At 73.1% G+C, this 12,257-nt stretch carries 12 protein-coding genes; 5 read left to right on the forward strand and 7 right to left on the reverse strand.

Going from position 1 to position 12,257, the window contains the following annotated elements; genetic code table 11:
• Positions 1–11: 11 nt before the first annotated feature.
• The 4 genes from IE275_RS10450 to IE275_RS10465 form a co-directional block, all read right to left on the reverse strand.
• The gene (locus IE275_RS10450) at positions 12–686 is read right to left on the reverse strand and encodes a helix-turn-helix domain-containing protein (protein WP_189710097.1); all 675 of its coding nucleotides are present in this window, start codon (positions 684–686) and stop codon (positions 12–14) included.
• A gap of 36 nt (positions 687–722) precedes the next feature.
• Positions 723–1,793: a zinc-dependent alcohol dehydrogenase family protein gene (locus tag IE275_RS10455; protein WP_189710099.1), complete on the reverse strand. Its 1,071-nt coding sequence runs from the start codon at positions 1,791–1,793 to the stop codon at positions 723–725.
• A gap of 69 nt (positions 1,794–1,862) precedes the next feature.
• Entirely contained in the window at positions 1,863–2,939 is a 1,077-nt protein-coding gene (locus tag IE275_RS10460; protein ID WP_189710101.1) for a zinc-dependent alcohol dehydrogenase, read from the reverse strand.
• Positions 2,940–2,987: 48 nt separating this feature from the next.
• Positions 2,988–3,893: a universal stress protein gene (locus tag IE275_RS10465; RefSeq protein WP_189710103.1), complete on the reverse strand. Its 906-nt coding sequence runs from the start codon at positions 3,891–3,893 to the stop codon at positions 2,988–2,990.
• A gap of 225 nt (positions 3,894–4,118) precedes the next feature.
• Between IE275_RS10465 and IE275_RS10470 the strand changes: the two genes are divergently transcribed.
• The 4 genes from IE275_RS10470 to fxsT all read left to right on the forward strand — a co-directional run bounded on the left by IE275_RS10470 (position 4,119) and on the right by fxsT (position 9,233).
• Positions 4,119–4,583 (forward strand): cyclic nucleotide-binding domain-containing protein, encoded by a 465-nt coding sequence (locus IE275_RS10470; RefSeq protein ID WP_189710105.1) that lies wholly within the window; start codon positions 4,119–4,121, stop codon positions 4,581–4,583.
• 143 nt (positions 4,584–4,726) lie between these two features.
• On the forward strand, positions 4,727–5,428 hold the full coding sequence (locus IE275_RS10475; RefSeq protein WP_189710107.1) for a response regulator: 702 nt from the start codon (positions 4,727–4,729) through the stop codon (positions 5,426–5,428).
• Between the two features lie 154 nt (positions 5,429–5,582).
• Positions 5,583–6,950 carry a pyridoxal phosphate-dependent decarboxylase family protein gene (locus tag IE275_RS10480; RefSeq protein WP_189710109.1) on the forward strand — a complete coding sequence of 456 codons (1,368 nt, stop codon included), beginning with the start codon at positions 5,583–5,585 and terminating at the stop codon, positions 6,948–6,950.
• A 216-nt stretch (positions 6,951–7,166) separates the two neighbouring features.
• Entirely contained in the window at positions 7,167–9,233 is a 2,067-nt protein-coding gene (gene fxsT / locus IE275_RS10485; protein WP_229870186.1) for an FxSxx-COOH system tetratricopeptide repeat protein, read from the forward strand.
• Positions 9,234–9,266: 33 nt separating this feature from the next.
• On the opposite strand, the gene IE275_RS10490 is transcribed toward fxsT, so the two are convergent.
• Entirely contained in the window at positions 9,267–10,031 is a 765-nt protein-coding gene (locus IE275_RS10490) for an SDR family oxidoreductase (protein WP_189710113.1), read from the reverse strand.
• A 68-nt stretch (positions 10,032–10,099) separates the two neighbouring features.
• On the opposite strand from IE275_RS10490, the gene IE275_RS10495 reads away from it, so the two are divergent.
• A complete protein-coding gene (locus tag IE275_RS10495) occupies positions 10,100–10,735 on the forward strand; it encodes a TetR/AcrR family transcriptional regulator (RefSeq protein WP_189710115.1) in 636 nt (211 codons plus the stop codon).
• A 52-nt stretch (positions 10,736–10,787) separates the two neighbouring features.
• Here IE275_RS10495 and IE275_RS10500 read toward each other — a convergent pair whose 3' ends face one another.
• Positions 10,788–11,648 carry an oxygenase MpaB family protein gene (locus IE275_RS10500; RefSeq protein ID WP_189710117.1) on the reverse strand — a complete coding sequence of 287 codons (861 nt, stop codon included), beginning with the start codon at positions 11,646–11,648 and terminating at the stop codon, positions 10,788–10,790.
• 247 nt (positions 11,649–11,895) lie between these two features.
• On the reverse strand, positions 11,896–12,201 hold the full coding sequence (locus tag IE275_RS10505; protein WP_229870187.1) for a hypothetical protein: 306 nt from the start codon (positions 12,199–12,201) through the stop codon (positions 11,896–11,898).
• Between the last annotated feature and the right edge of the window lie 56 nt (positions 12,202–12,257).

Raw genomic sequence — 12,257 nt, forward strand, 5'->3', positions numbered from 1 at the left:
AGGACCCCGGTTCAGACCGAGATCCGGCGTCCCGTGACGGCGTACGGTTCGATGCGCACCCACACGTCGCGTCGGCCTCCGGCCCAGGGCGTGCTGTGGGCCTGCTCGGCGAGCCGGCGCTCCTCGCCGATGTCCGTCACCGTGCGGGCGTGTCCGCGCAGCAACACGCTCCAGCCCTCGCTGAACGTGTCGTCGATGCGGTCGACCTCGAAGGCGACCGCGGAGCCGGACGCCAGGGACGGCGTGGCGCCGTGGGCGGTCCTGAAGACGACCGTCTCGTCGACGACGCTGTAGTTGACGGGGACGATCACCGGTCCGAGAGCCGTGCCCACCGCGAGCCTGCCCACACCGTGCGTCGACAGCAGGTCGGCGCACTCGGTCCTGGTCAGTTCGGTGAACTCGGGATCACGACCGGCCTCTCCAGGACCGGGAGGCAGATCGGCATCGCCGCCGGTGAGCGCCGAGATGGTGGTCCGCAGGGCTCCCGCCAGCCTGAGCAGCGGGCCCTGGCTGGGCGCGGCGCCGGCATGCTCCTCCAGGTGCCGCAGATAGCCGGTGGCCATGCCCGCGCGGGCCGCCGTCTCCTCCCGCGTCAGCCCGAGCTGGACGCGGCGTGCGGCGAGCCGGCGGCCCAGGTCGCCCGAGGGCGCGCCCTTCGTCGCGTTCCCCTGTGTCTGTTCGGGCATGGCCCGTCACGTCCTCTCGTCAGGTCGCCCGGATGGTCAGGTCGCCCGGACGGCGACCTCGTCGTGCGGCTGCTCGCCGAGGACCACCTTGAGCGCGCCGGTGTCGGCGGCCCGGGCGAAGACGTCGTACGCCTCCTCCATGTGGTCCAGCGGGAAGGTGTGGGTGACCAGTTGCGCGGTGGGCAGCCGGCCGGCCGCGGCCATCCGCAGGAGGGTGGGCGTGGAGTGGGTGTCCACGAGGCCCGTGGTGATGGTCACGTTCTTGATCCACAGGTCTTCCAGGTGCAGCGTGGCCGGCTTGCCGTGGACGCCGACGTTGGCCACATGCCCGCCGGGCCGCACCATGCGTGTGCACTGCTCGAAGCTCTCCGGCACACCGACCGCCTCGATGACGACGTCCGCGCCGAGTCCGTCGGTGAGGTCGGCGATCAGTTGCTCGGGCGTCTCCCGGGCGTCGGCGACGGCGTCGGCGCCGAGCCGCCGGGCGGCCTCCAGCCGGGACGCGGCCAGGTCGACGGCGACGATCCGCTCGGGGCCGAAGAGGCGCGCCGTGGCGATCGCGGCGAGGCCGATGGGGCCGGCGCCGACGACGGCGACGGTGTCTCCGGGGCGTACGCGCCCGTTGAGGACGCCGACCTCGTAGGCGGTCGGGAAGATGTCCGCGAGCAGGACGGCGTCCTTGCTCTCGACCGCGCCGGGCAGGGCGTGCACGGACAGGTCGGCGTAGGGGACACGGACGTACTCCGCCTGGGTGCCGTCGATGAGATGGCCGAGGATCCAGCCGCCGCCGCCCCGGCACTGGCCGTAGGCGGCCTCACGGCAGTAGCGGCAGCGGCCGCAGGCGCTGATGCAGGAGACCAGCACGCGGTCCCCCGGGCGTACGGTCCTGACGTCGCCGCCGACCTCCATGATCTCGCCGACGGCCTCGTGGCCCAGAACGGTGCCCGGGCGCACCTCGGGGACGTCGCCCTTGAGGATGTGCAGGTCCGTGCCGCAGATGGTGACGGCGTCGACCCGCACGATGGCGTCGGTGGGATCCTTGACGGCAGGGTCCGGGACCTCTTCCCATGCGGACTGCCCGGGGCCGTGGAAGACGAAGCCTTTCATGACGCTCCTCACCATCCCTCTGTGCGCGTGCCGAGACTGCCCTACACATCCAGCTTGTCCGGTAATCGGCTAATCCGCTTGGGCCGTACGGCCCTCCTCACCGTCCCCCTCCCCCGCCGGCCGGTCCTCGCCGCCGCTCAGGTCGAAGACGATGCGGGCCTTGACCTCGCCGCGCAGCACCTCGGCGATGGAGTCGTTGACGGAGGCGAGGGGGCGGGCCTCGTGGACGACCTTGGTGCGCCCAGCCGCGTGCAGCTGGAAGACCTCGGCGAGGTCCTGCCGGGTGCCGACGATCGAGCCGATCACGCTCGTCCCGTTCAGTACGGTGTCGAAGACGGGCACCCGGACCGTGCCGTGGGCCGGCAGGGCCACCATGACCAGTTTGCCGCCCCGGCGCAGCCCTGCGTTGACGGCCTCGAAGGCCGCGTCGTTCACCGCGAGCGCGAGGGCCGCGTGCGCGCCGCCGTGCCGCTTGAGCTCCTCGCCCACGTCCTGCTTGCGGGCGTCGACGAGGAGATCGGCGCCCAGTTCCGCGGCGAGTTCGAGCTTCTCGTCGGTGACGTCGATCGCCGCGACGGTGGCTCCGGCGATCTTCGCGTACTGCACGGCCAGGTGGCCGAGCCCACCGACGCCGGAGATCGCGACGAGCTGGCTGGGCCGGACGTCGGCGACCTTGAGCGCCTTGTACGTCGTCACGCCCGCGCAGGTCAGCGGGGCGGCGTCCAGGGCCGTGATCCCCTCGGGCACGGGCTGGGCGAAGTCGGCCCAGGCCAGCATCTTCTCGGCGTACCCGCCGTCGCAGCCGTAACCGGTGTTGATCTGCTGCTCACAGAGCGTCTCCCAGCCGGACAGACAGTGCTCGCACCGCCCGCACGCCCAGCCGAGCCAGGGCACGGCGACCCGCTGCCCGACGGACAGGTGGGTGACGCCCTCACCGAGCTTCTCGACGAGGCCGACGCCCTCGTGCCCGGGGACGAACGGCGGGCTCGGCTTGACCGGCCAGTCGCCGTGCGCCGCGTGGATGTCGGTGTGGCACAGCCCGGACGCCTCCACCCGGACGCGGACCTGGCCGGGGCCGGGCTCCGGGTCGGGGCGCTCCTCGATGACCAGGGGTTCCCCGAACGCTCGTACGACCGCTGCCTTCATGGATCTCTTCTCCTCGAGAGTCCGGGACCCCGGGGGCCCGGAAGTGGTTCAGCCGTGAGGGACAACGACGACGGGGGCGGTGGAGTGATGCACGACGGCGTGCGTGACGTGGCCGATGTGCGCACCGAACGGATTGCGGCGGATCCGCCGGCCCACGACGACGAGGGACGCCTCGCGGGCGGCGTCCACGACATGGACGCCCGCGCTGCCGTGACAGGACTCCTCGACGACCGCCACGTCCGGGAACTTCTGCCGCCAGGGCCGCAGTACCTCGGCCAGGGCCTCGGACCGGCCGCGTTCCAGGCCTTCGTACAACGCGGGGTCGGCCGGCATGCCGAGCGCGTAGTAGGGCGGCGGGTTCCAGCCGTGGACGACCCTCAGGGACGTGTTCCGGCGTACGGCGGCGTCGAAGGCGAACTCGATCAGTGCCGGGTCGGGGCGCTCGATGTCGAGGCCGAGCACCACGGGCCGGAACGGAGTCGCGGCGGACGGAACACCCGCCGGGTCCCTCTCGTGCTCGTCGGCGGCCTGCTCCAGCGCACGCACCAGCACCACGGGGCGCTCGGCGTGCGCGACGACGGACAGACTCACCGAGCCCACCATGAACCCGCCGATCCCGCCGAGACCGCGCGAGCCGAGGACCAGGAGTTCGGCGTTCTTCGCCGCCTCCGCGAGGACGTCGGCCGGGTGGCCGGACACATGCTCGCTGATCACCTCGACGCGCGGGTGCCGCAGGCTGATGCCCTCGGCGGCCTCACGAGGAAGGCGTTCGGTCCAGTGCTGCCGCGTCTCGGCGCCGAGGAGCGGCGCCTGGGCCATCGGCTCCGGGACCGGCTCCCAGACATGGACGATCTTCAGGGGCAGGTCGCGCAGGTCGGCTTCGCGAGCCGCCCATTCCGCGGCGGCCCGACTCTCGCGTGAACCGTCGAGGCCCACGGTGACGGTGCGGGGCATGGTCTCCACCTCCTGGGACAAGGGATCCGATTCCAGCGTCGCGATCGAGGGCGTCGTAGCGCAGGGGCCACTGGTCCCTGATCGGGCCCGACCGGTCCCCCGCGGGGCGGTGTCGAACAGGGGGCCGACCGGGTCGGTGCGGGGACCGGGTGGCCCATGGACCACCTCGCCGGCCGGGCGGACGCTGGCCCTGAAGGTTCGGACCCCCGCCCAGGGAGACATGCCATGAACATTTCCCCCACTCCCAGCCTGCTGCGCTCGCTCTCCGCGGAGCACCGCGGGCGACTCATGCGCGTCGCGCGGGAGGTGTCCATCCCCCAGGGAACCCGCCTGTTCGAGGAAGGCGCACGCGCCGACCGCTTCTGGATCATCCACACCGGCAGGATCGAACTGGACATGCGGGTCCCGGGCCGCCGGGCCGCCGTCATCGAGAACCTCGGGCACAACGAGATGGTCGGCTGGTCCTGGCTGTTCACACCGCACGTCTGGCACCTGGGCGCCGAGGCGACCACACCGGTCCGGGCCTACGAGTTCGACGCCACGGCCGTCCGGTCGATGTGCCAGGACGATCCGGCTCTGGGCCAGGACATCAGCCAGTGGGTGGGCCAGATCCTCGCCCACCGCCTCCGCTCGACCAGGACCCGCCTCCTGGACCTGTACGCCCCGTACGGCGCCGGCAGCACCGTCTAGGTGAATCGCCCCGGACCGACGACACTCCACGCTGCACGCCGAGAGTAGGGCCGGTCGGCCCTGGTGCATTCGGCCCGGCCGAGTGATGATCGAGATGAGGAACAGCCCACAGTCTGTCCTCCGCCGGGGAACGAGGGGTCACCATGCCGGAGCCACGCACATTCACCGAGCAGAACCCGATCCGGGTGTTTCTGCTGGACGACCACGAGGTCGTCCGCCGCGGTCTGGCCGACCTGCTGGACTCCGAGCCCGACATCTCGGTGATCGGCGACGCCGGCACCGTCGACCACGCCCTCGCACGAGGCCCCGCGCTCCGCCCCGATGTCGCCGTCCTCGACGTCCGTCTGCCGGACGGTGACGGCATCTCGGTCTGCCGGGAGCTGCGCAGCCAGATGCCGGAGCTGGCCTGCCTGATGCTGACCTCCTTCGACGACGAGGAGGCCCTGCTCGACGCGATCATGGCCGGCGCCTCCGGCTACGTCCTCAAGCAGATCAAGGGGTCCGACCTCGTCTCGGCGGTACGCACGGTGGCCTCGGGCCAGTCGATGCTGGACCCCGCGACCACCGCCCGACTGATGCGCTCCCTGCGCGCCGACCCCGCGGAGACCCCCGCCGTACCGTCCGAGCTGGCGAGCCTGTCCCCCCGCGAGCGGGACATCCTGGCACTGATCGGCGAAGGCCTGACCAACCGCGAGATCGGCAAGAAGCTCTACCTGTCGGAGAAGACCGTCAAGAACCACATCTCCCGCCTCCTGGCCAAACTCGGCGTACAACGCCGAGTCCAGGCCGCCGTCCTCGCCTCACACCTGGAACATCCGGACACGGGCGGGCATCGGGCGAGGTGACGAACGCCGGGCCGGCCGACCCCCTGTCGCCCCTGCCGCCCCGGCGGCACCGACTCGGCAGCCGTTCCCGCTCCCGAGCGACCACCGCCGGTCTGCCGCCGCCGCGCCTCGGTACGGCTTGCGGCGTGGCCCCGGACGTTTCATAGTCCGAGGTATGGATGCGCGCGAGGCAGCGCTCCAGCGGGCGTACCGGCATGCCGTGCGCTGGCTGGCGAGCCTGTCCGAACGCCCGATTCCTGCCCGCGCGTCGGTCGAGGAGACGGTACGCGCGCTCGGTGCCGACCTGCCCGGCGGGCCGAGTCCGCCCGCCGACGTCGTGGACCTGCTGGCGACGGCCTGCGAGCCGGGACTCACGGCGTTTCCCAGCGGCCGTTTCTACGGATTCGTCGTCGGCGGCACCGAACCGGCCGCGCTGGCCACGGACTGGCTGGTCAGTGCCTGGGACCAGAACAGTGTCATGCGTGCCGTCTCTCCCGCGCACACGGCGGCGGAGGACATCGCCGGCGCCTGGCTCCTCGATCTGCTGCGTCTGCCGGGCGAGAGTGCCGTCGGTTTCACCACCGGGGCCACGATGGCGAACTTCACCTGCCTCGCCGCCGCACGCGACGCGGTGCTGGACGGTGCCGGCTGGAACGTCGCCCGCGACGGACTCGTGGGCGGGCCGCTCCTGCGTGTCGTCGCCGGTGAGGACCGCCATATGGCCGTCGACCTGGCCCTGCGCTATCTCGGGCTGGGCGCACCCGAGTTGGTGAAGGCGGACGGTCAGGGACGCATCGAGCCGGAAGCCCTGCGGCGCACCCTGGCGGCGGGCGGGCGCGGACCCACGATCGTGATCCTCCAGGCCGGAGACATCCACTCCGGCGCGTTCGACCCCTTCGAGGAGGCGATCCCCGCCGCCCGCGACGCGGGTGCGTGGGTGCACGTCGACGGCGCCTTCGGTCTGTGGGCAGCGGCCTCCCCCCGCCACACCCACCTGACGGACGGCTGCTCAGCCGCCGATTCCTGGGCCACGGACGCCCACAAGACCCTGAACGTCCCCTACGACTGCGGCCTCGCCGTCGTACGCGATCCGGCGGCCCTCCGCGCGGCGATGGGCCTGCACGGCGCCTACCTCATCCAACACGAACACGGCGATCCCATCGACAAGGTCCCCGAACTCTCCCGGCGCGGGCGAGCCTTCACCGTGTGGGCCGCGCTCCGCTCCCTCGGCCGATCGGGCGTGGCCGACCTCGTCGAGCGGCTGTGCCGGCATGCCGGCGCCTTCGCCGCCGGCATCGCCGACATCGACGGCGCGACGGTCCTCAACGACGTGGTCTTCACGCAGGTCTGCGCGGACTTCGGCGACGACGACCGCACCCAGCGGGTGATCGGACGGCTGCTCGACGAGGGCACCACATGGATCAGCGGCTCCACCTGGCACGGCCGCCGCGTCATGCGCATCTCGGTGAGCAACTGGTCGACGACCGACGACGACGTGCGACGTGCCCTCGACGCGATCCGTGGCGCGGCGGCCGGCGCCTGACACCCGTCCCTCGGCCAGGGCTCACGCACCGCGCGAACCGGGTAGGTGCGCCGGTACGGTCGACATGCTGGCTGCGCCGGATTCCTGGGGGCTGTGGTGACGGGTGGGGATCACGTCGATTTCCGTGGCGGCTGCTTCACCGGCCCTGTCGTGGGAGTGCAACACCATCACGTCACGGCGCCCCGTGAACCGGCGAGATGGCCCCACCAGGTGGGGGTGATCCCGCCGCGGGCCGGCTGTTTCCAGGATCGGGTCGAGGCGGTCCGGCTGCGGGAGGAGCTGATGACGGGCGCGAACGGACAGGCCGACGCCCTGGCGGGCCAGGACGCGGTGCGGGGGCGGGTACTGGTCGGGATGGGCGGGGTGGGCAAGACCCAGCTGGCCGCCGACCACGCCCGCAGGGCCTGGAGATCGGGTGAGCTGGATGTGCTGGTGTGGATCACCGCGACGAGTGCCTCCGCGATCACGTCCGGGTACGCGCAGGCCGCTGCGGAGATCCTGGGTACCGATCCGGCGGATCCGGGAACGGCCGCCGCGAGTTTCCTGGCCTGGTTGGAACCCAAACACGGTGCGCCGCCCTGCCGTTGGCTCGTCGTCCTCGACGACGTCGCCGACCCGGCCGATCTGCGCGGCCTGTGGCCGCCGGCCGGCCCACATGGCCGCACGCTGGCCACCACCCGCCGCCGGGACACCGCCATGACGGCCGGCGGCCGCTCCCCGTTCGAAGTCGGCCTGTTCACCCCGGCGGAAGCGCTGGCCTGTCTCGCCACGACGCTGGCCGCCCACGACCGACACGAGCCCGACGACCAACTCGCGGAGCTCGCCGAGGAGCTGGGCCGGCTGCCGCTGGCTCTGTCCCAGGCCGCCGCCTACCTGATCGACGTCGGTGTCGGCCCCGCCGCCTACCGGGCTCTGCTCGCCGATCGCAGCGCCACACTCGCCGACGCCGTCCCCGATGTGCTGCCCGACGACCAGCCCCTCTCCCTGGCGGCCGCCTGGTCCCTGTCGGTCGACCGTGCCGACACCCTCCTCCCGCGGGGGGTGGCCCGCCCCATGCTGCAATTGGCTTCGCTGCTCGATGCCAACGGCGTTCCCGAAGCCGTTCTGACGAGCGGGCCCGCGCTCACCCACCTCACGGCGCACCTCACCGGTACCGGCACCGGCCCGCACCCCGCCGAAGAACAGCAGCCTCCGCTGTCCACCCGGGATGCCGTGCGCTCCCTGCGGGCGCTGCACCGGCTCAGCCTGGTCGATCACACCCCCGAGACCCCCCACCAGGCCGTCCGCGTGCACCAACTCGTCCAGCGCGCTGTCCGCGACGGCCTCACCCCCGGCAGGTACGACCGGACCGCCCACGCCGCCGCCGACGCCCTGCGGGCCGCCTGGCCGGCCGTCGAGCGGGACACGGCCCTCGCCCAGGCCCTGCGCGCGAACGCAGCGGCGCTGACCGCCTGTGCCGAGGAGGCGCTGTACCGGCCCGCCGCGCACGCGGTGCTGTACCGCGCCGGCACCAGTCTCGGCGAGGCCGGCCAGGCCGACGCGGCGCGCGACTACTACCGGCGCCTCACCACGACCGCATGCCGCCACCTGGGCGAGGACCATCCCGACACCCTCGTCACGCGGCACAGCCTGGCCTACTGGCAGGGGAAGGCAGGGGACACGGCCGGAGCCGCCGCCGCGACGGCCGACCTACTGCCGCACCTGGTGCGGGTTCTGGGCCGGGACCATCCCGACACCCTCACCGCACGGCACAACCTCGCCTGGTGGCACGGCGAATCGGGGGATGCCGCCGGGGCCGCGGCCGCCTTCGCCGACGTCCTGGCCGACCGCGTGCGCGTGCTGGGACCCGACCACCCCGACACCCTCACGGCCCGGGGCAATCAGGCCTGGTGGCAGGGGGAGTCGGGCGATCCCGACGGTGCCTTGGCCGCCTTCGCCGAGTTGGTGACCGACCGTACGCGCGTGCTGGGACCCGACCACCCCCGCACTCTCGACGCCCGGCACAGCCACGCCCATTGGCGAGGGCAGGCGGGGGACGCCGACGAGGCCGTGAGCGCCTTCGCCGACGTGGTGGCCGCCCGCATGCGCGTGCTGGGGCCCGACCACCCCGACACTCTCACCGCACGGCGCAATCTCGCCTGGTGGCAAGGCGAATCAGGGGATCCGGCCGGAGCGGCAGCGGCTTTCGCCGAGCTGTTGACCGACGTTGCGCGGGTGCTGGGCCCCGACCATCCCGACACGCTGACCACCCGCCGCTGTCTCGCCGACCGGCGGGAGGAGTAACGGCTCCCGGCGCGGCGCGTGCGGGGCCCGCGATCAGGCCCGGGGTCCCAGGAACAAGCCCCCGCTCGCGTCGATGACCTGCCCGGTGATCCAGCGCGCCGCGTCGGAGGCGAGGAACGCGACCACGTCGGCGACGTCGGCGGGCCCACCCAGCCGGCCGAGCGCCGTGGATCCGGCGATGAGTTCGGCCAGGCCCGGCGCTTCGAAGGACGCTCCGTTGGTCGCTGTCCGAGTGGCGCCGGGCGCGACCGCGTTCACCGTGATCCCTCGGGCCCCGAGCTGGTTGGCCAGGGTCAAGCTCATCGTCTCGACCGCGCCCTTCGTCATGGCGAAGGACGTTTGCGCGGGGTTGGCCATCCGGGTCGCCACGGACGAGAGGGTGACGATGCGGCCACCCTCGCGGAGCAAGGGCAGGGCCCGCTGGATGATGAAGTACGGGGCGCGCACGTTCACCGCGAAGAGGTGGTCGAACTCCGCCCGCGTCGTGACTCCCAGCGGGCCGGCGGGCGCAGCCGCCGCGTTGTTGACGAGGATGTCGAGCGGCCGCCCGGCCAGACCCGCCTCGACTCCCTCGAAGAGCGTCTCGACGTCGTCGTCCACGCCGAGTTCCGCCCCGACGGCGAGCGCGGTTCCCCCGTCACGCGCGATCGCGTCGACCGTGGCCGCCGCACCGTCCTCGTCCGTGCCGAAATGCACGATGACCATGGCCCCCCGGCCCGCCAGCCGGGCCGCCACGGCCTGCCCGATGCCGCGCGACGCTCCGGTCACCAGTGCCGTCCTGCCGGTCAGATCACTCATCCCCGCCACCCCGTCTCGTTAGTCACTACCAATCTGGTAGTGACTACCGCTCCGGTAGGGTCTACCACATGCCCGACCAGCACTCAACACTGCGAGCCCAGCGACGAGCCGACACGCAGCGCACGATTCAGGCCCACGCCGTACGGCTCTTCACCGAGCGCGGTTACGACGCCACCACCGTGACCGACGTCGCCGAGGCGGCGGGCGTCTCGCCCATGACCGTGTACCGGCATTTCCCCACCAAGGAAGACCTCGTGCTCGCCGACCGGAACGGCCGCCTCGTCGCCGAGCGGATCGCCGCGTCGTCCGCCGCGCAGCCCCTGGTCCGCCGCATCGGCACGGCGCTCATCGACTCGGCCGCGACCCTGACCGACGGCGGCCCCGGAAGCGACCCCACGGCGAACGAGCGGTTCCTGCTCGCCCGCCTCCGGCTCATGATCTCCACGCCCGCCCTACGGGCGCGGCACCTGGACAACCACTACGCCCTCCAGCAGGCCATCGTGGACGCCGTCGGCGGCGACACCACCGACCCCGACGCGGTCTTCCCCACCCGGGCGGCGGCCGGCGCCTGCCTGGCCGCCCTGCACACCGCCCTCGTCCGCTGGGCCGAGGACGACGGACGCACCGCGCTGCCGGACCTGATCGCCAAGGCTCTGGCCGCCGCCTTCGGTGACGACATCACCGGCACGCGCCCGAACACGTAGGGCGGCGCGAACAGCACCACGGTCCGCCGGACCGGCCCGCAGGGCTGCGTGGTCAGTCCGTGCGCGGTGGTGGTGGGGTCATGGCCCAGCGGATGGTTCTGGTGAGGACGTGACCGGCGGGGCGTACGGCGATGTCCTCGACGACGGGGAGACGGGGCAGCCGGAGCATGGCCCGGGCCCAGGGCGGGAGCAGTGCGACGGCGTTCGCGGCGAGTCCGCCGTAGAACGGCCGTGCCGCGAGGGGCAGGGGTGGCCGCAGCAGCACGAAGCGTGCGGCGGCGCGGGCCTGCGCGGTGGCCCGCAGCTCGGGCCGGTAGGCGGCGAGGCGCTCGGAGAGTCCACGCAGGTCGACGGGCGGGTCGAGCACGCCCAGGGCCTCGGCGACCCGGGCGGCGTCGGCGACGTAGCCGTCGTAACCGGCGGCGTCGAGGGGCCGGGCCCCGTAGCGCTGGTGGGCGCGCAGGAAGCTCTCCGTCTGGGCCGCGTGCACCCACCCGAGCAGGTGCGGATCGGCCGCGTGGTACTCCAGCCCCTCCGCCGTCCTGCCCCGGATGCGCTCGTGGATTCCGCGGACCTGGTCGACCGCCCGCCGGGCGTCCTCGGCGGTGCCGAAGGTCGTCACGGCCAGGAACGTGCTGGTGCGCTGCAACCGCCCCCACGGGTCGCCGCGGTACCCCGAGTGGGCGGCGACCGCGGCCATGGCCAGCGGGTGCAACGACTGCAGCAACAGGGCGCTGATCCCGCCGATGAACATCGAGGCGTCGCCGTGCACCGTCCGGATCGGACGCTCGGGGCCGAACCAGCGCGGGCCAGGCGTGCCGTGGATGCGCGCGCGGACCGCCGGCCCGTCGGGGCCCGCCACCCGATCGAACAGGGTCTTGCCCAGGTATGCGCGCACGTCGTCCGTCAGCATCGTCGCCTCCCGTACTCCCCTCCCAGTGTCCGCCCTCTCCCGCGAAGTGGAGCGGTGAGCCGGGTCGGAGAGGAGCGGACAGGCGCCAACCCGCCTCGATCGAAGCAGAGTTCACATCGGCGGCGGCGCCGGTGATCGCGCCGGGCCGGCACAGCACCGGACAGCGGGGCGGTGGATGACGATCGAGGAGCCTGTCGCGGGGGAAGGAAACAGGGAAGGTTTGTCCGTTTCTGGGGCGGGGTGTGTCTCAGGTCAGGGTGAGTCGTTCGGCGTGGGCCGTCTCGTCCTGGCGGGCGAGGCCGGGCCGGGCTCTGCGCGGCCGCCAGTGGGTGGTGACGCCGTCCGGGCCGTCGAGGCGGGCCCGGGAAAGGGCTGCTTCGATCCGCCCGCGGACCTCGGCCTCGTCCGCGGGGTCGGCGACGAAGAGCACCCGTAGGCATACGTCGTCGCCGGAGCGCTCCGCGGTGGTGTGGTGGGGCGCGAGGGGGCACGGCGGCTCGTGCTCCCCGCGTCCGCAGAGGGCGACCGTGACGGCGGCACCCGGGGCTCGCACATCACCGCCCGCTTCCATGGTGACGACCGCTTCGTGGACGAATGCTCGGCGCCGGG

Source organism: Streptomyces phaeofaciens (genome assembly GCF_014648915.1).
GTDB lineage: Bacteria > Actinomycetota > Actinomycetes > Streptomycetales > Streptomycetaceae > Streptomyces > Streptomyces phaeofaciens.

What these genes read in the sequence shown, in the direction of transcription:
- IE275_RS10450 (WP_189710097.1), bottom strand. Translation starts at nt 686, where the DNA reads ATGCCCGAACAGACACAGGGGAACGCGACGAAGGGCGCGCCCTCGGGC.
- IE275_RS10455 (WP_189710099.1), bottom strand. Translation starts at nt 1,793, where the DNA reads ATGAAAGGCTTCGTCTTCCACGGCCCCGGGCAGTCCGCATGGGAAGAG.
- IE275_RS10460 (WP_189710101.1), bottom strand. Translation starts at nt 2,939, where the DNA reads ATGAAGGCAGCGGTCGTACGAGCGTTCGGGGAACCCCTGGTCATCGAG.
- IE275_RS10465 (WP_189710103.1), bottom strand. Translation starts at nt 3,893, where the DNA reads ATGCCCCGCACCGTCACCGTGGGCCTCGACGGTTCACGCGAGAGTCGG.
- IE275_RS10470 (WP_189710105.1), top strand. Translation starts at nt 4,119, where the DNA reads ATGAACATTTCCCCCACTCCCAGCCTGCTGCGCTCGCTCTCCGCGGAG.
- IE275_RS10475 (WP_189710107.1), top strand. Translation starts at nt 4,727, where the DNA reads ATGCCGGAGCCACGCACATTCACCGAGCAGAACCCGATCCGGGTGTTT.
- IE275_RS10480 (WP_189710109.1), top strand. Translation starts at nt 5,583, where the DNA reads ATGGATGCGCGCGAGGCAGCGCTCCAGCGGGCGTACCGGCATGCCGTG.
- IE275_RS10490 (WP_189710113.1), bottom strand. Translation starts at nt 10,031, where the DNA reads ATGAGTGATCTGACCGGCAGGACGGCACTGGTGACCGGAGCGTCGCGC.
- IE275_RS10495 (WP_189710115.1), top strand. Translation starts at nt 10,100, where the DNA reads ATGCCCGACCAGCACTCAACACTGCGAGCCCAGCGACGAGCCGACACG.
- IE275_RS10500 (WP_189710117.1), bottom strand. Translation starts at nt 11,648, where the DNA reads ATGCTGACGGACGACGTGCGCGCATACCTGGGCAAGACCCTGTTCGAT.